Origin of the sequence: Sinorhizobium psoraleae (assembly GCF_013283645.1) — a bacterium.
GTDB lineage: Bacteria > Pseudomonadota > Alphaproteobacteria > Rhizobiales > Rhizobiaceae > Sinorhizobium > Sinorhizobium psoraleae.
Genome location: NZ_JABEKV010000012.1, coordinates 32939 through 57623, shown reverse-complemented (window position 1 = coordinate 57623; position 24685 = coordinate 32939). Strand labels below are relative to the sequence as shown.

Annotated in this window: 20 protein-coding genes and 9 pseudogenes; 5 read left to right on the top strand and 24 right to left on the bottom strand. The window is 57.8% G+C overall.

The window, feature by feature from the left end; all coding sequences use genetic code 11:
* Positions 1-238, bottom strand: a 238-nt coding sequence (locus ILFOPFJJ_RS34795) for a hypothetical protein (RefSeq protein ID WP_210267677.1), incomplete at its 3' end; no start/stop codon positions are given.
* Here ILFOPFJJ_RS34795 and ILFOPFJJ_RS36820 point away from each other — a divergent pair.
* A pseudogene (locus tag ILFOPFJJ_RS36820) lies at positions 206-417 on the top strand (IS1380 family transposase); the annotation flags it as partial. The gene ILFOPFJJ_RS34795 and the pseudogene ILFOPFJJ_RS36820 sit on opposite strands and share 33 nt — an antisense overlap.
* Before the next feature lie 392 nt (positions 418-809).
* Here the strand turns inward: ILFOPFJJ_RS36820 and ILFOPFJJ_RS31855 are convergent.
* The 3 genes from ILFOPFJJ_RS31855 to ILFOPFJJ_RS31845 form a co-directional block, all read right to left on the bottom strand.
* The gene (locus tag ILFOPFJJ_RS31855) at positions 810-1088 is read right to left on the bottom strand and encodes an HU family DNA-binding protein (RefSeq protein ID WP_173514449.1); all 279 of its coding nucleotides are present in this window, start codon (positions 1086-1088) and stop codon (positions 810-812) included.
* A 292-nt stretch (positions 1089-1380) separates the two neighbouring features.
* Positions 1381-2247 carry a nucleotidyl transferase AbiEii/AbiGii toxin family protein gene (locus ILFOPFJJ_RS31850; RefSeq protein WP_173514448.1) on the bottom strand — a complete coding sequence of 289 codons (867 nt, stop codon included), beginning with the start codon at positions 2245-2247 and terminating at the stop codon, positions 1381-1383.
* On the bottom strand, positions 2244-3053 hold the full coding sequence (locus ILFOPFJJ_RS31845) for a type IV toxin-antitoxin system AbiEi family antitoxin domain-containing protein (protein WP_173514447.1): 810 nt from the start codon (positions 3051-3053) through the stop codon (positions 2244-2246). Before ILFOPFJJ_RS31845 ends, ILFOPFJJ_RS31850 begins: the two co-directional genes overlap by 4 nt.
* A 128-nt stretch (positions 3054-3181) precedes the next feature.
* Here ILFOPFJJ_RS31845 and ILFOPFJJ_RS31840 point away from each other — a divergent pair, with 128 nt between their 5' ends.
* Positions 3182-3433 (top strand): hypothetical protein, encoded by a 252-nt coding sequence (locus ILFOPFJJ_RS31840; protein WP_246299948.1) that lies wholly within the window; start codon positions 3182-3184, stop codon positions 3431-3433.
* Positions 3434-3550: 117 nt separating this feature from the next.
* On the opposite strand, the pseudogene ILFOPFJJ_RS31835 reads toward ILFOPFJJ_RS31840, so the two are convergent.
* Positions 3551-3877, bottom strand: a pseudogene (locus ILFOPFJJ_RS31835) (DUF433 domain-containing protein).
* A 221-nt stretch (positions 3878-4098) separates the two neighbouring features.
* Between ILFOPFJJ_RS31835 and tnpA the strand changes: the two are divergent.
* The 3 genes and pseudogenes from tnpA to ILFOPFJJ_RS31820 all read left to right on the top strand — a co-directional run.
* Positions 4099-4482 carry an IS66-like element accessory protein TnpA gene (tnpA, locus tag ILFOPFJJ_RS31830; RefSeq protein ID WP_037471197.1) on the top strand — a complete coding sequence of 128 codons (384 nt, stop codon included), beginning with the start codon at positions 4099-4101 and terminating at the stop codon, positions 4480-4482.
* A complete protein-coding gene (gene tnpB / locus ILFOPFJJ_RS31825) occupies positions 4479-4826 on the top strand; it encodes an IS66 family insertion sequence element accessory protein TnpB (protein WP_173514446.1) in 348 nt (115 codons plus the stop codon). Before tnpA ends, tnpB begins: the two co-directional genes overlap by 4 nt.
* Before the next feature lie 67 nt (positions 4827-4893).
* A pseudogene (locus ILFOPFJJ_RS31820) lies at positions 4894-5133 on the top strand (IS66 family transposase); the annotation flags it as partial.
* Here ILFOPFJJ_RS31820 and ILFOPFJJ_RS31815 read toward each other — a convergent pair.
* The 19 genes and pseudogenes from ILFOPFJJ_RS31815 to ILFOPFJJ_RS31725 form a co-directional block, all read right to left on the bottom strand.
* A pseudogene (locus tag ILFOPFJJ_RS31815) lies at positions 5131-5340 on the bottom strand (DUF6429 family protein); the annotation flags it as partial. The pseudogenes ILFOPFJJ_RS31820 and ILFOPFJJ_RS31815 overlap by 3 nt on opposite strands.
* Positions 5341-5982: 642 nt before the next feature.
* The gene (locus ILFOPFJJ_RS31810; RefSeq protein WP_173514445.1) at positions 5983-6549 is read right to left on the bottom strand and encodes a hypothetical protein; all 567 of its coding nucleotides are present in this window, start codon (positions 6547-6549) and stop codon (positions 5983-5985) included.
* A gap of 179 nt (positions 6550-6728) precedes the next feature.
* A complete protein-coding gene (locus tag ILFOPFJJ_RS35630) occupies positions 6729-7178 on the bottom strand; it encodes a transposase (protein ID WP_173514444.1) in 450 nt (149 codons plus the stop codon).
* 870 nt (positions 7179-8048) lie between these two features.
* A pseudogene (locus tag ILFOPFJJ_RS31800) lies at positions 8049-8227 on the bottom strand (IS4 family transposase); the annotation flags it as partial.
* Between the two features lie 273 nt (positions 8228-8500).
* Positions 8501-8860, bottom strand: a pseudogene (locus tag ILFOPFJJ_RS36670) (tryptophan 7-halogenase).
* Between the two features lie 839 nt (positions 8861-9699).
* Entirely contained in the window at positions 9700-10164 is a 465-nt protein-coding gene (locus ILFOPFJJ_RS31785) for a NifX-associated nitrogen fixation protein (protein WP_173514442.1), read from the bottom strand.
* Positions 10165-10285: 121 nt separating this feature from the next.
* Positions 10286-10474 carry an exopolysaccharide production repressor protein gene (locus ILFOPFJJ_RS31780; RefSeq protein WP_312032769.1) on the bottom strand — a complete coding sequence of 63 codons (189 nt, stop codon included), beginning with the start codon at positions 10472-10474 and terminating at the stop codon, positions 10286-10288.
* 66 nt (positions 10475-10540) lie between these two features.
* On the bottom strand, positions 10541-10858 hold the full coding sequence (gene fdxB, locus ILFOPFJJ_RS31775) for a ferredoxin III, nif-specific (protein WP_173514440.1): 318 nt from the start codon (positions 10856-10858) through the stop codon (positions 10541-10543).
* A 229-nt stretch (positions 10859-11087) separates the two neighbouring features.
* On the bottom strand, positions 11088-11468 hold the full coding sequence (locus tag ILFOPFJJ_RS36660) for a hypothetical protein (protein ID WP_173514439.1): 381 nt from the start codon (positions 11466-11468) through the stop codon (positions 11088-11090).
* A gap of 1451 nt (positions 11469-12919) precedes the next feature.
* Entirely contained in the window at positions 12920-13408 is a 489-nt protein-coding gene (locus ILFOPFJJ_RS31765) for a NifX-associated nitrogen fixation protein (RefSeq protein WP_173514438.1), read from the bottom strand.
* A 3-nt stretch (positions 13409-13411) separates the two neighbouring features.
* Positions 13412-13894 (bottom strand): nitrogen fixation protein NifX, encoded by a 483-nt coding sequence (gene nifX / locus ILFOPFJJ_RS31760; protein ID WP_173514437.1) that lies wholly within the window; start codon positions 13892-13894, stop codon positions 13412-13414.
* Positions 13895-13935: 41 nt separating this feature from the next.
* Positions 13936-15300, bottom strand: a pseudogene (nifN, locus tag ILFOPFJJ_RS31755) (nitrogenase iron-molybdenum cofactor biosynthesis protein NifN); the annotation flags it as partial.
* A 9-nt stretch (positions 15301-15309) separates the two neighbouring features.
* Positions 15310-16803 carry a nitrogenase iron-molybdenum cofactor biosynthesis protein NifE gene (gene nifE, locus ILFOPFJJ_RS31750; RefSeq protein WP_173514435.1) on the bottom strand — a complete coding sequence of 498 codons (1494 nt, stop codon included), beginning with the start codon at positions 16801-16803 and terminating at the stop codon, positions 15310-15312.
* Positions 16804-16858: 55 nt separating this feature from the next.
* Positions 16859-18400: a nitrogenase molybdenum-iron protein subunit beta gene (gene nifK, locus ILFOPFJJ_RS31745; RefSeq protein WP_173514434.1), complete on the bottom strand. Its 1542-nt coding sequence runs from the start codon at positions 18398-18400 to the stop codon at positions 16859-16861.
* Positions 18401-18930: 530 nt separating this feature from the next.
* A complete protein-coding gene (locus ILFOPFJJ_RS31740) occupies positions 18931-19986 on the bottom strand; it encodes an LLM class flavin-dependent oxidoreductase (RefSeq protein WP_173514433.1) in 1056 nt (351 codons plus the stop codon).
* A gap of 133 nt (positions 19987-20119) precedes the next feature.
* Positions 20120-21826, bottom strand: a complete 1707-nt coding sequence (locus tag ILFOPFJJ_RS31735; RefSeq protein WP_173514432.1) for an SDR family oxidoreductase — start codon at positions 21824-21826, stop codon at positions 20120-20122.
* Positions 21823-22386, bottom strand: a pseudogene (locus tag ILFOPFJJ_RS35620) (nuclear transport factor 2 family protein); the annotation flags it as partial. The pseudogene ILFOPFJJ_RS35620 and the gene ILFOPFJJ_RS31735, both read right to left, overlap by 4 nt.
* A 297-nt stretch (positions 22387-22683) precedes the next feature.
* Positions 22684-22923, bottom strand: a pseudogene (locus ILFOPFJJ_RS35615) (phasin family protein); the annotation flags it as partial.
* Between the two features lie 456 nt (positions 22924-23379).
* The gene (locus ILFOPFJJ_RS31725; protein WP_173514430.1) at positions 23380-24597 is read right to left on the bottom strand and encodes a cytochrome P450; all 1218 of its coding nucleotides are present in this window, start codon (positions 24595-24597) and stop codon (positions 23380-23382) included.
* Positions 24598-24685 lie beyond the last annotated feature (88 nt).

Genomic DNA, 24685 nt, shown 5'->3' with positions numbered 1-24685 from the left:
GGCCGACCATGAGGTTCTCGGTCCGCTGAAGGGCAAGGCGAAAATGGATCCGTGGTTGATCGGCGCGGGCGTGACGTACCGTTTCTAAATGGAAGATTACGGCGGTGGCCGGACGTGATGCTCGAACGGGAAAGGTAGTGCCGTGATAACCGATGCGGACCCTCGGAGAATCCGACTTTAGCGTCGGGTTTTTCCTCGTCGAGCGCTGCACGGCGACCAGGAACCAAGATTCTTCCACGGGTACTGTCGCTGCTAGTGCCATTTGCCGCCGTACATCTCTGCGGCCGCCACCTGTTCTGTGCCAGGCTGCGGCGACCCGGTATCGCCGGCGAGGTCGACGATCGCATCGTTGCGCGGATCGGCAAGCGGCGGACGAGGGTGCGCATCATCCTGCGCGCCATCTCCGCCGCTGCCCGCGCCGCATCATCAAGGAATGCCAGCTTGATCTTTATGCCCATCGCACCAGCGCCGGGACGATGTCCGTCAACCAGCTGTAATTGGGGTGGCGTCCTTCGCCTATGTGCTGGTTGCGCCTGGCGCCGCATTGACCCGTCGCCACGCTGTCGAATTCGACCTGGTGCATGCTCGAATATACCTTGCGGCCAATGGTGGCCGGACCTGCATCCTTCCCGTCAACGAGGGAGGAGCACCGCCGAACACGGTACCGCCGCACACTGAGGTGGCGCCTGTGCTCGTCTGGATCGTCGGAGCGCCATGGCAGCGCATCGCCGAGCCAAACGCCTGCCCAATGCAAGTGGGGGTGAGAGATGCGGGCCAGTACGCTAATTCCGTGCCTGCGGCGGGAGGCTTTATTTGTTCAAGGCATCCTTGAGAGCTTTTGCCGGCGTGAAGGTAAGCTTTTTCGCAGCAGCAACTTTGATGGTGGCACCGGTCGCCGGATTGCGCGCCTCTCGCTCCGGCGTGTCCTTCACCTTGAACTTGCCAAAGCCGGGGATCGACGTTTCAGAGCCAGCAGTTGCCGCTGCAGTGATCGCGGCGAAGACCGCTTCGACGATGGCCTTCCCCTGGGCTTTGGTGAGTTGATGGTCGGCGGCGATTTTATCGGCAATTTCATTGGTAGTAGTCATGCAGTTCCCCTTCCTCAAACAATGAGAACTTTCACCGCAGAACCATCCCTATCACGCTCTTGTTTGTCATGTTGCCACGCGACTGAGGGATTTCCACAATTTTCCTGCATTCGAACAATGCTCACCTACACAATACACAACTCTCTCTCTGCGCGACGCGGACGGTTAAGGCGGCGGGTGGTCCACTTGGCGATGTGAGGGGCACGTCAATATGTGGGGTCCTCCACGAATGTCGGAGGTAGGAGATTCTCGGAGCGGTCTCACCCCCAACGGATGAACGGAGTCGCTGTGGCTACAGCAGAAGCTTAGGGAATTTCTTCTCCCGAAGTTGCTCTATCGCCTTCTCCGATGACTTCCATGGCTCACCTTTGAGCAGCGGCAGGACATCGTTCCAAATCACGCCGAATGCATGAATAGCATCATCGTCCGTGAACTCTACGCCTCGGCGAAGCAAGGGCGCGATGTCCTCCGTCAGGCTTTTTGTCAGCTTTTCAAGCATTCGTTGTTCAGCGTTCGCGCGCGTGATTACAGTCTCCTCGAGCGAAAGGTAGTACTCGAAAACAGCGACGAGCCGTCCCGCGTCGAGAGAAAGCTCGCGCCAACCTTCATGGAGATCAAAGAGATCGCGGTTCTTTCTACGCTGCAGGAGAGCCCTGAGCTTTGTGCCAAACAGCTCTTCCTTGTTATATGATACGATATCGGCGGTACCGACGAACCACCCACTTTCTACCTTGAACGGGTACGGGTGAGTCCCGAACAACGATTTGTGCTCGCGTGTGTTTATCTCCACCTTTAGCTTGAGCGACGATTCAGGCTCCGCCTCTGGTGCGAAGCGGAAGATGAGGTGCGTAGAATGACCCGCCTGCTCTCTTTTGAACTTCCCCAGCCACGACAGAGCGTCGCGGATTGCATCGATCGTAGGCCCGATCGGTGCGGCAGTGATCTGAACCAAGTCGATATCTTCTGAATAGCGCAAGGGCCGTTTGAAAAGCAGTTTGTTGATTGCCGTACCCCCTCGGAAAGCGATCTTGCCCTGGAGCTTCGGCGCCGAAAAGAGGTCGCAGAGCGCGCGAGAAATAATGAGATCTTGCTCAATCTGACGAGAATCAGGCCAAGGCGCCTGGGCAGCCCACGCTGTAAGATGCGAGTTCGGGATCAAAAGTCGATCTCCACGGTTTCATTGATGTCGAGGCGCCACCGGTCATCCCTTGTCTCGGAGATGGAAAGGCCCTCGAACAGAGGCCTCACCGATGGATCGAGTGGCGTATACTTGTCGGACTGCTGGGCGAATGGTTGCAATGCGTCAGCCTGTTTTTTGTGGTTCGACAAATTGAGCAAATAGCCGAGACGTCTGACGGACGTATTTTCGAAGTGCTGCGCAATCGACGCCAACTTCTTCGGATTCGCTCTGCCGCCGATGTCCTTCGCAATTTGCGCCACACCATTGATACCGGTGGCGCGTTTAAAATAGCGGATGCAGTCCAGCAGGGTTAGCTCCACGCCTGCAGCTTGAGCGTAGCCGGCATCCGTTTTCAGGGAAGTCAGCCATTCCTTTTGGTTGGTTGCGCTAAAGATGGCAGGCGCCAAATAGATGAACTGGATGCGGTGGCGCCCGATCACCATCGAGCGGAACTGTTGCGGGACGACAACTTGAAATACCATTGCGGCCTGGTGCGAGGAACCGTGCATCGCGGCCGCGCGTAAGAGGGATATCCGATAGTCTATGCCCAGATATTTCATCAACGGGTCGATCCAGCGCGCCGGATCTGGAGCACCGGCAATCTTGTCCTCAGGCCGCAGGATGATGTAAAATCCATGCCTCGGGTTGGCTAATCTTTTCTTGGAGACTTGACGCGTCAAAGCTGCAGTGAAGGCGTCAGGTTTGAGCGACAGCTCAGCCAAAGCCTCTTCGCGGGTAAATGTCGAGTACCCGCTTATAAGCTTTTTTTCGATGTAATCGTCCAAAGATGACATCCGCTAATCATACGCAAAAACAAACAAAATAACAGGGTTTTTGCATATGATTGGCGATAAAGCTTTGATGGGACCTAACGGCCCGATGGCGGAGAAGATTACCGACCTGAACAGTCAGCTTGATCTTTTCCGTCGAGAATCCGCGGGAGATCAGGCGCGACATATTCGATCTCTGGCAGTTGTGTGTGTTTGACGACGGGAAGGACGTCCGAGCAGAGCTATCACGCCCGATTGAATTTCGTGGCGGTTTCTATGTCGGCAACAGCGAGCGCATATGGATCATTCGCGCCGGCGAGTGGGAACGGATTGCTGTCGAGATGCCTGCCGAAGATGACGGACAGGATTTCGATATCACGGTGCGCAGGAAGTAAGCAGTCATGCTCACACCTGGTCGTCTCAGCCTCGCTCGCAAACGGAGGGGGCTGACGAAGAAGGGATTCGCAGAAGTCTTGGACGTAACTCCAGTTCAGGACTGAGGCACTTATCGATCAGAAACTCCGAGGGACGCAACGATCTCTGATGATGACCGAGCCTTCGGGAAGGTCGCCGAAGACGCGCGGCAGTGACCGTGCCAGGGGTTGGCTTCAGCATAGATTGAGGCTAGCCTGCTTCTCTGCGTCGAGGCTAGGCCAGGTTTCGAGGATACGTCCCGTCGAATGGCCGGCCGCTACGGATGTGGCAACATCGTAGACAAAGGCTTCGGGGAGAATGTGCTCGTCGATGATGCGATTGACGTCGCGTAGGCTCACCCGCGAGACAACGGCAGCCTCGCTCGCCTTCAGCATTTTCGCAACTGCGGGCATGTGGGCATCCATATTAATTCTTCCGATGTGTCGGCATATAATTTATAGGCGGAGATATCGAGGCCTTGACGAGGAGCGGCTAGGGCCGCCGGATGGTGGGACGCCGGTGATGTTTGTTGCGATGCCACTTTGAGGTATCCCTACGGGCAGGGCCGCCTTGTTTTATTGAGGAATTGAGGTTGTTTTCGTGAGGCTGGCGTTTTCGCCACGTTGCTAACCACGAGGATAACGACGTGTCTATTCATGATTTTGAGATTTTGGCCGGGAGTGTGCGGCGCCGGAATTTCACCCGCGCCGACAAAGAGGCAATTGTTTCGGAAACTTTGCACGGCGACAGCTCGGTGACGGACGTTGCTCGTCGCCACGAGATTGATCGGTCGTTGGTCTACAGGTGGCGTCGCGAGTTTGGTGTTGTTGAGAACGGCGGGGCCCGACTGGGATTCGTTCCGGTCAAGGTGGCGACGTCGGATTTGCCGGAAGGCTGTACTGCTCGATCGCAGCCTTGCCCAATCGAGATCGATGTCGGCGATGGCCGGAGCGTGCGAGTCGGCGTCGGCTTTGATCAGGCGACGCTGTCTCGGGTGCTTGAAGTTCTGGGACGGTCGAGAGCGCTATGATCCCGTTTGAGAGTGGGGTTAAGGTGTGGCTCGCGACGGGCCATACGGATATGCGGCGCGGCTTCCCCGGCCTGGCGCTGCAGGTCCAGGAGATTTTGAAGCAAGATCCATTCTGTGGGCATCTGTTTTGCTTTCGAGGCCGCAGGAGCAATCATCTGAAGGTGATCTGGCACGACGGCCAGGGCAGTTGCACGTTTACAAAAAAGCTGGAGCGGGGGCGGTTCATCTGGCCGACCATTGAGGGCGGCGTAGTGACCATCTCTTCTGCGCAACTCTCCTATCTCCTGTCTGGAATAGACTGGCGAAACCCGCAACAGACATGGCGGCCGACGAGCGCCGGATAGGTGGGTTTGCGGCTTGGATTCTGAAGAAAAGCTATGCAAATCAGTGGCTTTGTGATTCACTTCGAGCATGGAAACCGGCTCGGAACAGCATCCCGATTATGCCGCGGCTCTCGAGGCTGAGCTGGTCGTAGCACGTGCGGAACGCGCCGCCGCCTTAGCCGATCTTGCCGTCGCCAAGGCCAAGGAAGCCGATAATCAGGCGATCATTCTTCGTCAGAAGGTCCATATCGAAAAGCTGCAAAGGGAGCTGCGTGGTCAGAAGTCGGAACGAACCTCGCGGCTGATAGCGCAAATGGAGCTGATGCTCCCGAAACAATGCCTCTGATCGCTGCAGTCCTTCATCCGTCAAGATCAAGGACTTCGTCTTGCTCGCCGGATCACCGATCAGGCCCTTCTTGAACAGTCGGTCTGTCGCATTCCAATCGAATCCCTTCCACGCCCGACGCCCATCATGCAGCGTCAGCCATAGCAGTGCCAGGACAGCGTCGTCGATCTTGTCCTCGTCGATATCCATTTACCAAGCATAACATGCAAACCGCTCGATCGCTGCGGCCTACGCCGAATGCGTACACTTTGAGGTCCATTCAAGAGTCCACGGGGTCGTAGGTCATTATTCAATTAGCCCTCAAGCAAGGCAGCGCCAATCCTCTGACCCCGTCTGCGTGAAGGAGCGTCAGAATGCTCTGCTTACGCCCGTCGATCGACGGAAGAATGGAACGACTTCCTCGACAGCTTTGTCAACGACGAAAACTTGTCGCCCGCGCCAAGGCGAAATCTCCGCGGCAACAAATCGGCAGGTTACGGACGGCCTGTTGTGAGTGCCCGTTCGCAACCTTCAGGTCGGCACTCATATTTTTGCGACTATCGATCTTTCACGCCTGCATGGGGCATGCTGGTGTTGCTCGAGAGGAACCAAGTGACGTTAAGCAGCACCAGCCTGCCATGGTCGCTCCACACAGAGAATTTGCAGAATCTTCAGGACATTACCGGCCGTTGTTCCCAAAGAGCTTTCGCGGTTCGACAGCAGGGCGCCGAGCGCACCGATACTCGTGAGCACTACTCGTTCAGCAGGCGTGTTCAGCTTGAGAGGCGTTGAATTCCTTAACGCAGCTGCCCGTTCGGACGCGGTCGTCCCATGCGCTGAACTCTTCGGCCCTTATGTGCGAAATCGCTCAAGCATTTTGTTGAGCTGTAAGTTCTGTTCACGAAGCCTTGCAGCGAGCAAGTTCTTGAGCCGCCGGTTTTCTACCTCGAGGGCTGCGAGTTCGTCGGAGGAGATCAGGCGTTCTAAAGTCTGCCCGGTCTTATCCTCATGTACATCTATTGGAGTAAACTCAAGGCGCTTTTGTCTCTTGGGCCGTGCTCGACGCTGCGAGATTGGCGGGGCCTCTTGGATTTCCACAACTGCGTCGGATGCCTGAGGACTGGGCTCATGTAGCGTCGATGCTTTGACCTCAGGATTGTCGGTCGATGCTACCGGCGGCTCTGCATCCTTGCCGGTGTTATCGACTTCAAAACGTGGGTTCGGATCAACAGGAGGGCGCTCATCTCTACCGTGCGCTGCCGTCGCTTCTGTTGAATTGAACAGATGCGGCGCTATAACTTTCGCTTCGCGGGCCAAAGCCTCGAAGTCCGTCTCCCCCCAAATGGAGTTCGTCGGTCCTTTTTGCCGGCGTCGCGCCGACTTAAACTCAACAGTGAACTTGCGTGATGGCGTTTTCATAAATCTCAACCGCACAGCGCCGATCGGCGACACTGGATATCTACCGGGTAGGACAGATACAGCATGAACCCACTGTATTCAACTGATCAGTGCACGAGCGGCTTACCCCCGCCAGTTGGCATGTCTTTCACGAGCCCACAGAGCGCCAATTGCACGCTCTGCAGAGCTCCCGTCTTCGATTAATCCAGCCCGAGTCTCCTGCGCAGTTCGGCATTTTCTGTACGCAGTTTTTCCGCGAGGAGATTACGCAGTCTCTGGTTTTCATTTTCGAGTTGAACAAGATCTGCCAACTCATCGGTGGTAGACACAGGCGTGTCGGCCTTTTGACCAACAGGCTTTGCGGCCCGCTTCCACTGGTAGTAAGTTTGCTCCGATATGCCAGCGCGTTTGATGGCGTCCTTGAGGGTGCTGTTGTGCTCGGCGACTTCCGTCTCGATCAGCTTGAGCTTCTCGACCCTTTCTTGTTCGCTATATTTCTTCGGCTTGGCAGCCGTTGTCTTTGAGCCGCGAATCTGTTCGGCAGTCGCTTTTTGACGCCTTGCCGACCGCTGCTTTTTACCGGTCTGGGATTCTGTTCCCGCAGCCGCGTCAGGCGCGGCAGTTGGTCCCGTGTCACTCTCGTCAGCCACTGTAAAATTCCTCCCTTAGCCACAAAACGATTTGGCCTCAATGAACTACAGAATCAAGGGGAACGTCAACTTTTGACTTCACTTATGGTTGATCTCCTGCTGCTTCGCCGTGAGTGCACCAATCAATGAGGCGACAAGGCCCCTCCTCGCCCTCCCTCCACAGCGCGTGCCCTTTAGGGCGCGCTAGGAACGCTGCATGGCTGTAAGCTTGGCGCCGCGAGCTCTCACTATTTCAGTCCCGATTTCTTGAGCCCGTGCTTTAGGAGCATCGACACGCCTAGAAACGTCTCCGCCGTTATGCACCTTCACACAAAAGGACGCAGGTTAAGCATCCCCGAGCCATTCGGTCCAATCCGTCGCGGTATCAGTCAGCACCATTGTCTGTACGAAGCTGCGGGGACGCAGAGGTGCCGTATTGGACAACGAAGTCGACCTCGACATAACCTGGCGGCGGATCGTTCCAGTCTCCGAACGTACGCACAGGAACCGACCGCCGAACCGCCGAACTCATTCCGGCACGGCGGCGTTGTCCGCCGCGGGCCACAGCACGCACTTCGGGCAGGAGGCGATCCATGGTCGCTGCGCCGATTGTCGGCAGCTTGCCGCGAAGCTCGATATCAAGATGCAGCCGGCGATGCCGCTTAAAAGCCGGAGCAAGATGGGGATCAGCGGCTTGAGGCGTTTCGAGCAGAGGCGGTCGGATGCTTCCCGCTACTAATGCCTCCCGAACCGGCGCCATAGCGCAAGGGATATTGTCTAGTGGGTGGCGAACCGGTCGCTCGACGGCGGAGCACCCGGGTCGCATCATCCTCCGAACCAGGATGACAACGACGGCTTCATCCCCTCGGTGCGCAGGGCTGTCGGGGAAGTTCAGGCATAGAAGAAGGCCATCCGATTTGGAATGTTCGCGGTCTTGGTCGGCTTGGATTGATGGGCGGCGGCTTATCGATGCCGGCAAAGAGCAGGATCGGGAGGCTGATGTGCCGGAGGCGGGCGGCGATGCGCAGCAGCGCGTAGGCGATCATCGCGGCGAATATCTGCAAGCGGATGACGGTTGTCCGTTGCTGCCGAGGCACCGGGAGGCGTCGACGGCGAAGTCGACCTCGAGTTGTTCGCTCTAGAGCTGCAAGGCTACACATGGCCCCGATCAAGCTTAATCCCGCAGCCGCAGTGTCCCGGGAAGTTGATCCCACGTGCCAGGTCAATCCGATTTCAGGTACCGCTCAAAGCCGGCATCGAAATGGTATCAGTGATAGAGCCCGGACTGGCCGGCCGCGACGAACTCGTCCAACTCCTGCTGCGATGCATTCCTGGCGATCGCCTCAAACTCCGGGGATGCACGTGTGAAGGCTCTCCCCCACCCCGATCCTCGCGGACAGCAGAGGAAAGGAGCCATCGACCTGATACTCGATTTCCGGAATGCCTGGTCCGCCGAACAGGTGGTAGTAGCGATCCGAAACTCCTCCACCAGTCCAATTCTCATAGAGTACGCCATGCTTACATGTGGCACCGGCTTCACCGAAAAACGTCCATGTCGAGATCATTACGACACAATGTGTCAATCAGGTTGAGCGAGTCCCCTCCCCCAGACCAAGTGGAAACAACGGCGGAGCCTCTATGACCGTGAGATCCACATCTGGGTCGAAAACACGGGACAACGCAACCGCCGCAAGCCACCCCACAATACCGCCGCCGATGATTCCTATCCGCCTTGCATTTCCTTAAATCAAGCATTCACGCTCCCGCAGTAGATTTGCGATTAATTGGGAAGGATCCCGGTGGCGAGACGTCACGCTGTCTCGGGCCTCGAGTGATGTCGGAGCTCCTAGGCGCGTGACTAATGAAATCGCTATAACTCGGCGGTGCCCCAGGATCGGCAGCGTTACTAATTTGGCCAGGACCTCTGGTTGATGGCGTGCCTTGTAGTCCGAAGAATTGCCCGCGGATGCAGGCGCTCCGACGGCGTAATGCCCTTTTCCATCCCGTTCTCCGTCCACTTTGGCCCAAGCGGGCTGGGCACGGGCGACAATCCGCCGGGCCTTGCCTTTCTCCAACGGACGTAGGGAATCGCGCGCCGTTAAAAGGACCGAAAATGCTTGGTCCTTTGAACCTTTCTGCGAGCGCAGCTACACAGACCAGAAGGAAGACGCTTCCGATATAAGCCATTTGCAGAAGCAGAGAATGAACGAGTGTCATGACAAACAAGCTGCGAACAGGATGTGAGACCATATCGACAGCGAGAGCATTGGTGCACAGGAGCAAGCAGAAGATGCCAGGAAAGTTTCGGAAGGGCACTGCGGTTCTCCTGGTTCTTCCCCTGAATGATCACGTCGGCAGGGTCTCGTTGAGCAAAGCCCCGAACGTTTTTCTCGGGCGATGGCCATGATTTCGCCCCAGTCGGTCGCAAAGCCCTAGGCAAGGCCCTGCGCCGTCTTTGCATTTCCAGCACGCGACTCCAGCGTTCGAACCGTCTTCTTGATGTCTTCAGGCTCTGGCGTGATTTTCTCGAACATAGGCTCCATTACGCCAGAGCCACGTCCGGATAAGCTTCGATGACTCGGGCCGCATCGTTGACCAGCTTCGCGCCCGTTTTGGCGAGCCTGCGAAGAGTACTGAAGCCAAACCGGTGAACGTCGCGCAGTGTTTTCGACAGAACGACCAGCCGTCTGGTCGTAAAAAGGACGCGCCCGAAGCCCTCTTGGTTGATTTCCATGGTCCGCCATACCAGTAAGCCGGAGCGCTCCTCGATTGCGACACCAACCGCCCCGTAAAAGACGTCGAGCCTCCACAGAACGTCCGGATCGGGATCGCCCATGATTGGAATCACACTGCGCTTTTCTTCAGGAACGGTAAAGCAGGAGAGCAGGTCAATGTCGCTCTTTTCCTTCCACGACCCGTAGGAATCCTGTGCGCGAATCAATCGCACCAAGCACTTGGCAAAGGGAGTGGCAACGGCTTTGTTGTCGTCGAGAACCAGTTTAACCATCGTTCAGTCCTCATCCTTCAGACACCTTTACCCTTCTATCCATGTGTACTTCAGGCACCGTCCCATGCTAATGCGAGATAGCCGCCCCAAACGATGCAAAATGCATTTCCAACCATGCGAATCAGGAATGGTAGCATCTTCTTTGGCCGGTCCTTTCGACAGCTCTTCGCTTGCACCTCGCCCGCCAAACCAGAAAAAGTACGCTTCCGAAGTAGGCAACTTGAAGAAGCAGCAAAGTACACACTGTTGCAATGATTACTCTGCGTATCGAATGCGAGACGAAGTAGACCGTTAGAGCGTTGGCACACACAACCAATGGCACGATGCGACAAAAGATTCTGAAGGGCAATGTCGGTCTCCCGGTTCGTGCGTCAGATCAAGCAACAATCTTGTCAGCCGCGACATGGGTCTGGCAGTTCTTCGGGCAGACGCGGGCGCAGGCACCGCAGCCCATGCAGCGACCGGCGTGGTCGACAACCATGATCATACGACTGAGGTCGCCATCGAAGTCGTCGTCTTCGCCATCGCAGAGACCGAGGATTTCACCCGAATCGTCGATGCCGTGCAGATGCATGACCTCGCGCGAGCAGACCTTGAAGCAACGGCCGCAACCAATGCAGGTCATGCCATCGATAGTCGTCAGATATTCCGGCATCCATGTGGAGCCGTCGCGGGTAAAGAAATGACTTGTCATCGTTAGTTCTCCAACGCAGGCTCTCTCGCGCGCGCGGTCTGCTGATCATCGGAACGGTCGCGGCAGCGGGACCGGAGGGGCACTGGGGAGGTGGTCCCGCTGCCTGACGTCGGCCCCCAACAAAATGGGGAGGGCCGGCGGTTCTCATCTCCTGGTCGACCATCAGCCGCGCCACGGAATACGCTTGGATGGCGGTAATCGCGACCAGTTTCGCACCGGTCTCCGGGGGCTAAAGTCGGGCAGTATTCTCGTGAATACGAGCCAGGTCCGGTCGTGAGAAGCGCGCGCCCCGAAGCCGTCGTGGCACATCATCATAGCCCGGGAACCCACCAGCCGGTGCGCCCTTCGATCGCAAGCCCGTCGGCGGTGGAGAAAGTATTGGGGCCTCCAAAGGGTGCTGAATTGCCGGTGATCGGCCTCCTACGGCGCTGCCGGACGTGTCCTGCGCCTTCGAGTTCAGGATAACACTACTGGAGCCGACCCTCAGGTCGACGCCGCCGATGTGGATCTTCGGTCCGAGGTCGAAAAGGGCGGCGAGCGTATTCTGGGTGGCAGTACACGTGCCGATGCCGCCCATGCAGCAGAATGCGATCTGGCGTAGACCTGCCATGTTGCTTTCCTTGTTTGTACTCTACCGATCGACAACTTTCGTCGCCTCTCAATGGAATGCCTTCAAGACCCGTGCCAGTTGGCTGCTTGATCTGAAAGGAAATTTCTCACTGCTTTTTCAGCGACTTAACAGAAGCAAAAAACGGATTGGGTAAACAAGCCAGTGTCGCTGGACCGACAAATGTGTCGAAGCCCTTTGGATCGCTACACATTGCTCCTCGGCTGGGGCGGGTATAGGCACTGGGGCCAATCAGTGAAGGGAGAAGGACTGTATTCCAGCGGCGAAAAGTCATTCGCGGCGTTCCGATTGCCACCTCCCGTGCCGCAGCAAGGGACGTTCACGGCCACATGCCCAAGAAGAGTCTCAGAAGAGATCAGTCACTGAAGCAGCAGCGGGCCGTTGCGAAAGTCGGAGACAACTCCCTATGCGGCTGAGCGCTTTTCGGCGTACGCGGCCCGTTCCACTCGAGACACTTGCGTCACCCGAGTGAAGGAGGTCTTTCCTGCGAGCCTGGCGGCGGTCCGTTACGACAAATTCTACAAGGTCTGCGTTAACGGCCCCAACAACCCTTGCGACCGCCGTTGTCGGGCGGGATTGCCGCCCGGCTTTCTCGACGCAAATTTGCGACGAGACCAACGGAAGCGCATACAGAGGAGCTCTTCTGTACCAACTTCGACAAGACAAGAAACTTGCGGTGATGCCGATGCGGGAGCCGCTGGAAGGAGAATGCGGCATGAAGCCGAGGCAATTTTAAAGCACGTCGCAGTTCGCAATTTGAACTCATGCAGTGTGCTTTAAGGTCGTGATTTCATGCTTCCGTTACCCCAACGCATACCTGTAGACGACATGCATTAGCGAGTTCTTTGGTCCGGAGACGAAGCCATGTCGAGCTCGCGAGTGGTGCTTGAGCACACAGGGGGTCACTGTCCAATTTTTCAGTCCTTCTGAACGAGACACCACCATCGTGCGGCATCTCGCTATTCGCGCACAGTCTAGTCGCTTATGGCGACTGCGCATTCGGACGCGGTGGTTGGAGCTACGTCGCTCCCATTTCTCGCTGCATGCATCGAACATTTAGCCCGCCGCGAAAGCATCGAGCAGCCGCTATTACCGACGCAGGCCATGCCTGAGGTAGCGGTCAGATATCGGCATCCATCTGGCGCCGCAAAGAACCGGTCTCATCAGTTCTCAAACGCAAGTGCTCTCCCCTCAGCGGTCACTCGCAAGGCCGGTGCTGTCCGCCTCCAGCCGCAATCTTGTTGACCAGTTTATCCCGACGGTCTGCTAATCATCGCCGGCATCGCAGCACCTTGGCGAGGCATGTTAGGGCCTCAGGTTTGCGGGCACTACGGCAGCGGGACTGGCTGAGTGAATGGAGAGATCAGTCCCCTTCCCGCGTCGGCCCTTACAGAGCAGAGGAGGGCCCCGATTCGTCATTGCCGGATCGACCGTCAGGCCCGCGCCACTTCGGGATAGGTTTGAATGGCGGCGATCGCGTCGTCCACAAGCTTTGCACCGGCTTCCGCGAGCTTCCCAAGCGTCGCGAAGCCGAATCGGTGGACGTCGCGTACCGTTTTCGAAAACACGACCAGTCGCCCGGTCGTCAGAAGCACTCGGCCAAAGCCCTCATGGCTGATCATCATAGTCGGCGACGCCGCCAATCCGGTGCGCGCTTCGATTGTAAGCCCGACGGCGGTGTAAAAGATATTGAACCTCAACAGCACGTCCGGATCGGGGTCGCCGATGATCGGGATTTCACGGCGCTGCTGCTCGGTGATGATGAAGTGGGTCAACAGCTCCGCGTCCGATGCGGCGTCCTGCAACCCATAGGTATCCTGAGCGCGGATCAGCCGCGCGAGGCATTTGACGAAAGGGGCGGCAAGGGCCGCTTTGTCCTCGTTGACAGCAGGCGTGCCCGCAGTGACCGACTTTTTTTTCATGATTTACTCCTCATCCTCGAACGGCTTTTTTTCGGCGACGCCCGCTTGCGCCAGCACCTTTCGCAACCACGGCGGAGGAGCCGTCCTGAGCATTTTCTGGGTTCGCGTAAGTACGTCTTGAATAGGTTCGGGGTGCCCCACTTTTATCGGATGAACTTTTGCCGATACGACCTTGGCTGCGGAAGGTCCCCCGATAGCCAGGCAAAAGAGGAGATGACAGCCTCTCAACGCGTTCACCTTCGGGGTGATCCGGTCATCGCCCTCGACCCGATGCTTCCCGGTCCCATCGGAGACGTCATTGAAGCTCACCGCTTCCACGAAATCCCAGCCATCGCGCGCCACGTCGTAGATTGCAAAGTGCTTGGCCGATCCGAAGTGGGCATTAAGCCCTTTCATGTCCTGCGTGGCGATGGCTATGCGCAGTGCGCCGGAACGCCGCGGGGGACTCTCGTCGGAGACGAGCGAGAGGCGACGAATGGAAGTCATCCGGCATTTCTCCGCTTCCGCAATGCATCAAGTGTCTCAGGCGACGGCGTGCGCTGGTTGGCCTGGAAGATGTTGGCCGCCTCGAAGATCAGGTCGCGCGTTCCCCGATAGAGAACTGTGAGCTTGTGCTGACTGCCGAGACGGTCAAACACCGGGAAGCCGACGCGCAGGAGAGGAATGCCGAGGCGCTCCGCCGCCTGGCGTCCGTGCGAATGGGTCACGAGAAGATCAGCGTCGCCTGCCCGATCTTCAAAATCGCCGAGATCGCCAATCTGGATCGCTTCGGCCGGCACTTTCTCGAGAATTTCTGACGCACCGGTCGTGGCAACAGCCGAGATGATCTCGGCGCCAAGCCCGACGAAGAAAGTGGCGAACTGGTACAATTGGTCCGGCTCGGCGGCGATCGCGATCTTCTTGCCGGCGAAATGGAAATGTCCGTCGAGCAGCGCGTCCTGCAGCTGTGCCCGGCAACGGTGGATTTTCGCCGGCGCCGGCACGCCGGAGATCTCGGAAAGAAGCGAGACGAAACGGTCGACGTTCTTCAATCCCGTAAGCGACTGGAATAAGACGTAAGGCACACCCGTCAACTTCTCCAGCAGCTCGGCCGGGCGCCGCATATGCTCTCCCACTCCGATGCATTGCACCGTCGCGCCCAACTCCTGGATGTCCGCAATGCTGGTGCCTCCATAGGTCGTTGGCATCCAGCGATCGGGCACCGTACCGTCGAGCGAGCCGGAAACATCCGGAAGGATCACCGGCTTGAGCCCGAAACTTTCCACCATCTCGCGCAAATGCTCGATATCAGCGACCGTGAGATGCCAGCCGGGGAGAATCGCGACCTTCTTCCGCTTCCCCGGCCTTTCGCCAGGGTTTGTAATCCTCTCGATCATCGTTGCCTTTTTCGAGCGACGCGCCTGCTGGCCCCCCCGTGTAATCTGTTGGATCACCGCGGTGACAGCCTTGGCCCAGCCCTCCTCGAGGGCGCCGTCGAAATCCGGCGTGTTTGCCAGTACGATTTCCGTGCCCGCAAGTTCCTCGTTGCGCAACATTTTGATGTCGGCGATTTGCCTTGCGAAGTCTTCTGAACGGGTTTCCGTTAGTGCTGTCGTGCAGATCCCGATCAGCCTCGGGTCCGCGCGCTTCTTCAAGTTGAGGATGGCCTCTTCTAGATGATCTGGCCCGCCCAAGACTGTTGCCAATTCGTCCATCGCCGTAGTCTGCAGGGGGACTGTTTCCTTGAAATGGCGTACGCATAGCACTAGTGCAAAGCTGGTGCAGCCTTGGCTGCCGTGGAATAGCGGTATCGCACCCTCCACACCAAGGAAGGCTAACGCTGCACCCACAGGCTGGGACGACTTGAGCGGGTTGACCGCCGCTGATTTCGTTTGGGGATGGATGTGGACCATTGGCTTTCCTCAACACTCAGCGAAGTCACCGGCGTCGTGCCGGCGAGTTTTTAAGGGCGCGACACTCGCGGTCTCAATCTGCGTGTGCGTGCTTGGCAGCTGTTCCTCCGCAGCAGGATTGAATTCCCATGGTGCCAGCTCCCGCACTTCGGACCAGACAGGGTTGTGAATCGCGAGGTCAATCTGGCGTACGAGCTCCACCATGCCGTCGTAGCCGGCGTAGGGATGGTGACGCTCCTGATTGATATCAAGCCAAGGTGACTTGGCCTTCAACGCAGTGAACTGGGTGCGCCCGCCCGACAGCATGATGTCGGCCTCGTGTTCTGAGAGCATTGCGTACAGCTCTCGCGGCGCGATCGACTCGAACATGTGGTGCTCGTCCTTCAGCACCTGCTTGATGCGCTCCTTGTCTTCGACCGTCGACTTCTTCACCGAGGTGCCAACGATCTCCATGCCGATCTCCATAAGCGCATGAACAAGCGACCAGGATTTCACGCCGCCGCTGTTGATGAGTACCCGCTTGCCCTCGAGCCGCGGGCGGTAAGCCTCAAGCTTTTTCCACGCAATCGCCTCCTCCTCTGCAATGAGCGTATCGGTGCGGTCGAGGATCTCTGCATCGGCCCCGTTCCTAACGAGCAGCTCAGCAATCCGCCGGAGTGCTTCCGAGGTGGCGGTGATGCCGTAGAAGGACCCCTCGAAAAAGGGGATTTGCCAGCGCTCCTCCATCTTGCGGGCAAGATTGATGAGTGCCGTCGAGCACACCAACATGGCTGCCCGTGCGCGGTGCGATGAGGCAATATCTCGGTAGCGCGCATCGCCTGGAATGCAGGCGCGAACACGAATGCCAAGCCTGTCCAAAAGTGGCCTTACAAGCCAGAACTCGCCAGACAGGTTGAATTCTCCAAGGATATTGATGTCGTAAGGGCTGGCGTCAGCCGGCTCCACCGTGCCGATGACATGATCGAGCAAAGCCTCTCCGGCGAGTTTGTTACCGAGGTTCTTCGAACCGACGAAGCCCGGCGCGTTGACCGGCACCACCGGTAAGGTGAACTTTTCCGCCGCGCGCTTGCAAACTGCCTCAATGTCGTCACCGATCATCGCCGTAACGCAGGTTGCATAGACGAAGACTGCGGCCGGCGCATACGCCTCTTTGATCTCGCGCACCGCTTTGAAGAGCTTCCGCTCGCTATGCCCCATCACTACGTCGAGTTCGGTCAGGTCAGTGGTGAAGCTTGTGCGCCAAAGCATGGGACCTGACGACGCGGCACCGCGATTGTCCCAGGAATTGCCTTCGCAGCCGAGCGGCGCGTGAACTAGATGCGCGACGTCGGTGATGGGCTGCAGCACGACTTTGGCGCCGTCGAAAGCGCAGCCGCCAGCTGTCGCTCCTGGAATCACCGGCTTCGAACAGCCCTTCTTGCGCGCCTTAGGATCCTTACTGCGGTTTCTCTCGCAGGCAGGCTCGTCGAAGGCATCTTGGATTTTTACGTCGAGCGAGGGCATTGCGCTGGCCTTCACGTTCGATGGGGAGATGGCCGGCCTAGGCCGGCCGCCGCTCTTAGCGCGTGAGGTCATAAGAATAGTCCGTCACACCCGGCTGCATCGTCTCGCGATCGAGCTGGTCAAAGATCTTGTCGAGGATCGTTGTCAGGACACGCAGCCCGCCTTGGTAGCCCATGAGGGGAAAGCGATGGTGATGGTGGCGGTCGAAGATCGGAAACGTCAGCCGGATCAGTGGCGTGCCGGTGTCCCGCTCAAGATATTTGCCATAGGAATTGCCTATCAGCAGGTCCACCGGCTCGGTGAAAAGAAGTGATCGCATTGCCCAAAGATCCTTGCCGGCCCACACCTGCGCATCCTTGCCGAAGGGCGAAGATGCGAGCAGTTCCTTCATCTCGGCTTCCCAAGCTGGGGTGCCGTTGGTGGCGAGACAGTGGGTTGGCTCGCCACCGGTCTCCATGACGAACCGGGCCATGGCGTAAACGAAGTCCGGATCGCCATAGATCGCGTATTTCTTGCCGTGCAGCCAGGACTGGCTGTCCGCCATTGCGTCGATCAGTCGGCCGCGCTCCAGGCGGATTGCCTCTGGAATTTCCCTACCGGAAATCTCTGATAGCTTCATCAGGAATTCGTCGGTCGCCTTGACACCGACCGGATAGTGGAAGGAGGCCGTCACCTGTCCGACCTCTTTGCAATATTCCAGCGTCTTGCGGGTATTATAGTGCTGCAGCGACAGCGTCGCCTCGGCATTTAGTGCCGCTCTCACGGCTTTGATCTTCGTGCCTCCGTCATACATTCGGTATTCGCCATCGGACGGCGTATCGAACTGGTCGGAGGCATCCTGGATGAAGGTGTAGGACAGGCCCATAAGGTTGAGCAGGCGCTTGAGCTCGCGATTGTTCCCAACGCAGAAGCCATCAAAGCCCGGGATGATGTTAATCGTGCCAGCCGCTTTCGTACGCTCTTTGCCTTTCCAGAAGTGCTCCAGGATGCCTTTGACCATACTGTCGTATCCATCGACATGGCTGCCGACGAAGGCGGGCGTGTGAGCGAATGGTACGTCAAATTCGGGAGGGACTGCCCCTTCGCACCTGGCATTCTCAATGAAACCATGCAGATCGTCACCAATGACCTCCGCCATACAGGTGGTAGAGACGGCAATCATCTTCGGATCGTAGAGCGAGTAAGTATTGGCGAGGCCGTCGACCATGTTCTTCAGACCGCCGAACACTGCCGCATCCTCAGTCATCGAGGACGAAACGGCCGACGAGGGCTCTTTAAAATGCCGCGACAGGTGTGAACGGTAATAGGCAACGCAGCCCTGACTGCCGTGGACGAAGGACATCGTCCGCTCGAATCCCGCTGCCGCGAATACCGCTCCGAGCGGCTGGCATGCCTTGGCAGGGTTCACCACGAGCGCTTCGCGGGCCAGGTTTTTCTCGCGATATTCCCAGGTTTTGGTGTATTCACCTTGCTCAGTGACGATCCGTTCGGGGTGGGGGCATTCGAAATTCAACTTCTTCTCTGCGAGCATCTGCCTGTATTCCGGCTCGCGGAACAGCGGTGCATGGTCAAGAACTTTGTCGGCCGATTGCGGCATATTGGTCACCTCTTTCCATCTGGCCGCGACTTGCGGCGGCACAGAGACCTTTTGAGACGTTTCAGGGTTCCCGTTAGACGCTAGAGCACGCGATCCGACGAAATAAAGCGGTGTCGCAGAGCCGACAATTGCCAGCAATTGTCGTGTAGCGTTGCATATCTGACGTCTAGGAGCCGACAAGATGATGCTGCCGATCAACGACTAGGGACCGGGTTAGTAGGCTCTACTTGGATATGCTATGTCAGCTCGAAGTGCCAGCCGTTCCATCAAGTCTGCTTCAGACCTCTCCCGGCTCCCCACCCGATCAGGTCACGACTGAATTGGGCCGGCGGAGCTCAAACGACCGCCGCTGAAGCCTGTTATTCCGTCGTATGAATGTGTACGCGTCCCGTGACGGTCCACGAGCCGGTGCTTCACCAGGAGTCAAACTGATTGTGTGCCGACATCTGCGACGCGGCCCTGGGGCTTGCCGGGCACCCCGACGGCGGCTAAGGGACGTGAGCTGACCTGAAGTCAGGCACGCTACAACTTCAAGCTTCCGACTGCGCGAGAGATTTCCGGACTGCTGGGATGATCCTGTCTCCCCACAGCTCTATCTGGCGCAGCATCGTCTTTTGGTTCAAATCGCCCAACTGGGTCTGAATTGCAATCTGGTCCGGCTTCAAAACTTCGATCTCTTCCAGAAGGCGGTCAATCACGCGGTTTATGCTGCCGATGGGCAGGTTCTTGCGCATAGTATCGAACGACAGATCCTGATGCGTCGGCATCTCCTCCAACATGTAGCCGTCTTGACTCTGTTGCCGACGCTGATGCAGTGCCTCGGACAGCCGACGCTGGAAGCGGGCGTTATCGAGATAGCTGTTGATTTCCGCTCCGTCATCGCTGACATAGCAGCAGCGCAGCAGCGATATCTTGGCGTCACCGACCTTCTTGCCCTCGGATGCGGCGGCCGTCTGGATAATGCCGCGCAGCAAGCCCAGAGTTTCCAAGCCATCGTGGAGGGCCGTGACGAAAAGGTTGTGTCCCTCGCGATAGGCTCGGGCCACGGTTTTAGAGGACGCTGTAGCAATCCAGATCGGCGGGGTCGGCTTTTGAAGGGTGCGCACCGAAATTGCCGTCAGCGGCATCTGCATGTAGTGACCGCTGTGGGAGAAGATCTTTTGCTTGAGACCCTTGAGCAAGATGTCGAGATATTCCGAAAAGACAGCCGGCGCCTCATCTATATTGACGCCGAAGCGGTCGAATTCGAACTGCTGGTATCCCGAACCGACGCCGAGTTCGAGTCGGCCGTTCGTAACCACGTCGACAAAGCCGATTTCCGTTAGCAAGCGCAGCGGTTGGTAGAGCGGCAGCACGCAGACTGCGGTGCCGAGGCGAATGGTGCTCGTCAATCCGGCACAATGGGCTACCATCAGCAAGGGCGACGGGATGAGACTATAGTTGTTGAAGTGGTGCTCGGCGAACCAAGCTGTGCTGAAGCCAGCCTGCTCCGAAAGAATGGTCTGCTCTATTGAGTTGCGGATCACGCTATCGGGAGATTGATGATAGCCGCGCTGGGCAGCCAGAATGAACGTTGCGAACTCCATGGTGTCTCCTTGTTTTCGGATCAGGGATCGCACCGCTCGTGATGCCCACGCCTCGCTTCACGAGAAAGTTCTCCAAAGATCATGCCCATGGTCCCTTTGTGCTCAGCGCGCCGGAGCTAACACGTGCAATGCTTCAGGGAAAGAGAAGCCGTTGCCCCGTCAGCCGATGCCATGTCCTCTCCGCAGAGATTGTCCCATCGAGTTCGCTGGCGTCTCCGACATCTTTGGACGAGTTCCAGCCTCCATCCACGTGCAGGATCGAGCCGTTGATGTAGGAGGCATCAGACGAGGCCAGAAAGTAGGCAGCTTCGGCGACTTCCTCCGGTTTCCCAACCCTGCCCATGGGGATCTCCCGTCGCAGCGATGTCGAGTGCATAGCGGTTAACATTTCCGACTGGATGCCGCCAGATGCGCGGATGTGACCTGGAGCGACTGTGGCTGTGCGGATCCCAAGTGGCCCGAATTCGGCCGCCATGCACCGGGTAAGCATCTCTATGCCGGCATTGTATGCGCCGTAGGCATGACTCGTTGCGAAAGATAAGAGGCTGCAACTCGCCTCGAGATTGAGGATGACGCCGCCAGATCGCATCGATATAGCGGCCTCGCGCACGCAGGTGAAGGCGCCAGCAAGATTGACATTCAGTATGTGTTTGAGGACTGCCGGCGCCTGCTCGATATCAGGTCGGAGTGTGTCATTCATGCCAGGAACGTTGACGAAGACGTCGATGTGGCCGAAGCGCTCCCGCAGTTCTTCAAAGAACGCGACGACCTCGCTCTCGACTGTCCTGTCCACGGGTTTTGACAGGTGCTTGTCGCCGAGCAATTGAGCAAGCTTTACCGCTGCACCACCGTCTCCGTCTGCGATGACAACCGTGTCGCTGTTCGTCGCAAAGCGGCGAGCGATGGCCGCACCTATGCCTTTAGCGCCGCCCATGACGACTACCGTTCGCGCATCGGTGCCGTCGATCGGGCGTGAGAGTTCTGCTTCAGGCGTCCTACCTGGAGCCGGGTACGCACCACCGGGCTGGTTGAATGACATCCAGCCACCGTCGACCACAAGCGTGGAGCCGGTGATGTAACCTGCCTGGTCGCTCGCCAGAAAACGCACGACCCGCGCGATCTCGTCTGGGCGAGCCAGTCGGCCCATCGGTACGCGGCGCCTTATTGCGCTCGCATCGAACTTGCCCGTGCGCTCTAAATTCGCGACCATTGGCGTGCGCACGTAACCGGGCGCTACCGCTGTCACGCGGATGCCGCGCGGACCCCATGCGCACGCCAGCGATTTCGTAATCGAGATCAGAGCAGCTTTCGAAGCGGCGTAGCCATTGCGCTTCGGGTTGCCGAGCATGCCAGCCAGCGAAGCGACGTTGACGATGGCGGCACCAGGTTTCATCAGCTTGGCGATTTCGCACGCCATGGAATACGGCCCGATGAGGTTTACCGCTAGAGCGCGTTGAAAATCATCGACAGGAGTATCGACGGTCGCAGCCATGGTCGGCCCTATCCCCGCATTATTGACAAGCACTCCAATCTGCGAGAATCGTTCTTCCAGAAGGCTGCAGAATGCGACGACATCGTCCTCTCGCGACACGTCCAACTCAAGGCCGAGGTGGGGCTGGCCGAGATGGTGGCCAAGTTCAATTACGCCGCTGTCCGGGAGGTCCACCGCGACAACAACGTCTCCATTGGCGGCAAAAGTATCGACTAGCGCACGGCCGATACCCCCTGCGGCACCTGTGACGACGATGACCCGCCCCGGCTGAAGCGGGCGACCGTTTAGGCGTGTCCTCACTGCACAGGCGCCGGCGGCAGGAAACAGAGAGGAGCACAGGTCTATCATGGTTCTTCTTCTCCACTGCCAATCCGGTCCTTTGCGTGACTTTCCGCAGGAGCGCGCCGCTTCGTAAGTTCGTAAATGGGATCATTCGGATGCGGCGCCCCAATCGGTTGGCGAGGACCGAACCGTTCTGTTTCCGAGGACGCCGGAGGCCTCTGCTCTTCGACCCAATCGTAGACCACAGTCCGTTCGGCGATGCGCCACTCCCCTTCCCTTTTCTGGAACAGATCACAGTAGCGTCCGCACAGGAGCACCTGCTTTATCTCGCCTGCCGCGTTAGGGCCGCGCTGCAACGCGGTGAAATAACTCTCGACAGCCGCCTCTGCCGCGCCCAGGAACTCAATCATTATGTTTGCAAGCTGGTGGATGTTGCGCGGCTGAGTTTTGAAGACGCTAAGCGCAAGCTGAATGAACCCCCCGGCAGAGCCGGAGTAACTTCCGTGATTGTCACGTGCATCGGGCCAATAACAGCTGCGCAAAGCGGCCTCGTCTGCCCGGTCGATCCCTCGGCAGTAGCGATGGAGACAGTCGCGGATTGCTTCTCTGTCGAAGAGTTTGTTTATGGTTGGTTGATCCATCGCCTGTAGAGCTCCTCGGCTTATGCGGTGGTGATCTGTACCGGTCCTTCCAACCAAGCCGCGACTAAGCGTCGCGCGGCCTCTTAACAACACAGCCGTGCCTAGGTGAGATTGAGAGGAGACGTGCACCAAGCGGTCACTGCCATTTGCCCATAATGCCGCCTTGACGTCAGCGTTATTTGGGCGTGCAGAACTGGCTCGAGATGGCGTAGCACTGTTCCCGTTTCGGCAGACCGCCTTGGGTTCAGTTAGAAACTGTCCGAAATAGACTTTGACCCACTTTGAAACGTCGACCAACAGCTTAGAGGTGAGTGCTTCGGATTGTCTGATCTGCTCGACGCTGGCATCCACGGGCTTGCGCACGAACGACGACTGCAGTTCGACAACCTGGGACGGCTTAACCGCAAGTAACGCCTGAAGCTGTGGGAAACTAGCAGCGGTGTTGGCCTGCAGCGCAGCAATTGTCTTCAGAGTCAATTCGATCCCTGCCCTGGCCGCGGATTCGAAGATCGAATGAACCATTTTCTGCGCCTTAAAAGCGTGTATCAACTGCTCGCCCGGGTTGATAAGATGGGACTGACTAGAGGAAGAGTTTTCGACAGTTTCAAAGGGCTTGCCTGCGCCTTCGGCCATTTGACTTCCTTTTGTCTACTACAGTCCAACTTTCCACTCTCGAGTTGGCACCACGGCAAGGTCGCTTCCAGTCGAGGCCAGGGAGCGTGTTTACCCGCAGCAGTTGCCGGCTCTCCCAGGCAGTTTCAAAGGTCATGCCAATTCCACCGAGAGCTCCCCTGGTGAAGGTTTAAGATTTACTTTCAGCTACTTATTTGCAAATGTGCAGGAAGTGGATCAAGCAAGCCCGTGTCGCCAATTCGACAAAGTCGACAGTATGTTTCGGATGGCCGCTTGGTCCGGTGAGCTGTGAAGGAAGCGGCGAACGATGAAGACGCATCGGAGCGATCGTCGCTTCTCGTCCGTTCAGGCCCAAGTCAGGATGAGATTGTTAATCCCGAATACATGGCCGCCATGGGTAATCGGCGCAGTGCCTTCCTTGATGCGGAAAGCTGGGATGCGCGCCAACCATTCACCTAGGCCAATGACAATTTCGCGCCGTGCAAGCTGCGCTCCGTGGCAAAGGTGTGGACCATAGCCAAAGGCAGTGTGGTGGTTATCCTGTCGTGCCAGATCGATATTGTTGGGGCACTCGAATTCAGACGGATCTCGATTGGCAATCATCGCGGCACAGGAAACATAATCACCCTTGCGGATAGGCACACCTTCGAACTCGATGTCCTTCGTGGCCACGCGGATTATTTGAACCGTTGAATAGGCGCGCAGCAATTCTTCAGCGGCGAGCACGAGCCGATCCGGTTCGTTTCGCAACAACTCCTGGTGCTCCGGATTGCGTGCAAGATAGGCCATGTCAAAGCCGATGGCGGCTGCGACCGTATCAAGTCCCGCGACCAAGAAGAGCACACCGATGCCACGGACTTCTTCTTCAGTTAAGGAGCGGCCGTCGATTTCCGCCTGCACGACGAAGGTCATGAAATCGCCAGCTGGTGCCTTACGGCGCATCGCTGCAAGTTCGTCGATGAAGGCCACGATCGACCGGGCTGCTGCCGTTCGCTTGTCTGCGTTACCGTGGAGCAAATCACTTACCCAACCAACGAGTACTTCGGATCGCCTCTGCGAGAGGCCCAGAAAGCTGAGGAAGACGCTGACCGTGAAGGGCAAGGCAAAATCCTTCATGACGTCACAGCTGGTTTTCTCTCTCGCTATACCGTCGATCAACGCGCCTGCTCTGTCGCGGATAGTCGGCTCCAGTGCCATCACCCGCCTGGATGAGAACAGAGGATCTAAGAGTGCACGAAATACGGCATGGCCCGGGGGGTCCAATTCGAGCGGGATGACCGGCCAGTGTTCGCCCAGTGCGGAGGCGAAGATGCTGCGATGGCTGGAGAAGGTCTCTGCATTCTGCAGCACTCGGCGCTGGTCTCTCGCACGTGTTATGACCCAGGTACCTCGTCCATCACGCGTGTTGGAAGGAGAGTAAAAGATCGGGGGGCCATCATGAACGCAAGCCACGGCAGCGTGCGGATCCCCGTCAGGCGTCGGCGCCATGCCAGGCGACGTGAAAAGACTGAAGTCCCGCACCAGTCCGGGCGGAACATGATCTGGAATGAGGTTGGTCTTCACTCCTTTCTCCTTCTGTCAATACTCATCAGTTGCGCGGGCCGCCGAAGACCTGAGCGGAATCGATCGGGGAAATCCGACAGGAATCAAG

What these genes read in the sequence shown, in the direction of transcription:
- ILFOPFJJ_RS31855 (WP_173514449.1), bottom strand. Translation starts at nt 1,088, where the DNA reads ATGACTACTACCAATGAAATTGCCGATAAAATCGCCGCCGACCATCAA.
- ILFOPFJJ_RS31740 (WP_173514433.1), bottom strand. Translation starts at nt 19,986, where the DNA reads ATGGAGTTCGCAACGTTCATTCTGGCTGCCCAGCGCGGCTATCATCAA.
- ILFOPFJJ_RS31765 (WP_173514438.1), bottom strand. Translation starts at nt 13,408, where the DNA reads ATGAAAAAAAAGTCGGTCACTGCGGGCACGCCTGCTGTCAACGAGGAC.
- ILFOPFJJ_RS36660 (WP_173514439.1), bottom strand. Translation starts at nt 11,468, where the DNA reads ATGGCAGGTCTACGCCAGATCGCATTCTGCTGCATGGGCGGCATCGGC.
- nifX (WP_173514437.1), bottom strand. Translation starts at nt 13,894, where the DNA reads ATGACTTCCATTCGTCGCCTCTCGCTCGTCTCCGACGAGAGTCCCCCG.
- tnpB (WP_173514446.1), top strand. Translation starts at nt 4,479, where the DNA reads ATGATCCCGTTTGAGAGTGGGGTTAAGGTGTGGCTCGCGACGGGCCAT.
- ILFOPFJJ_RS31810 (WP_173514445.1), bottom strand. Translation starts at nt 6,549, where the DNA reads ATGAAAACGCCATCACGCAAGTTCACTGTTGAGTTTAAGTCGGCGCGA.
- nifK (WP_173514434.1), bottom strand. Translation starts at nt 18,400, where the DNA reads ATGCCGCAATCGGCCGACAAAGTTCTTGACCATGCACCGCTGTTCCGC.
- nifE (WP_173514435.1), bottom strand. Translation starts at nt 16,803, where the DNA reads ATGCCCTCGCTCGACGTAAAAATCCAAGATGCCTTCGACGAGCCTGCC.
- ILFOPFJJ_RS31785 (WP_173514442.1), bottom strand. Translation starts at nt 10,164, where the DNA reads ATGGTTAAACTGGTTCTCGACGACAACAAAGCCGTTGCCACTCCCTTT.
- fdxB (WP_173514440.1), bottom strand. Translation starts at nt 10,858, where the DNA reads ATGACAAGTCATTTCTTTACCCGCGACGGCTCCACATGGATGCCGGAA.
- ILFOPFJJ_RS31735 (WP_173514432.1), bottom strand. Translation starts at nt 21,826, where the DNA reads ATGATAGACCTGTGCTCCTCTCTGTTTCCTGCCGCCGGCGCCTGTGCA.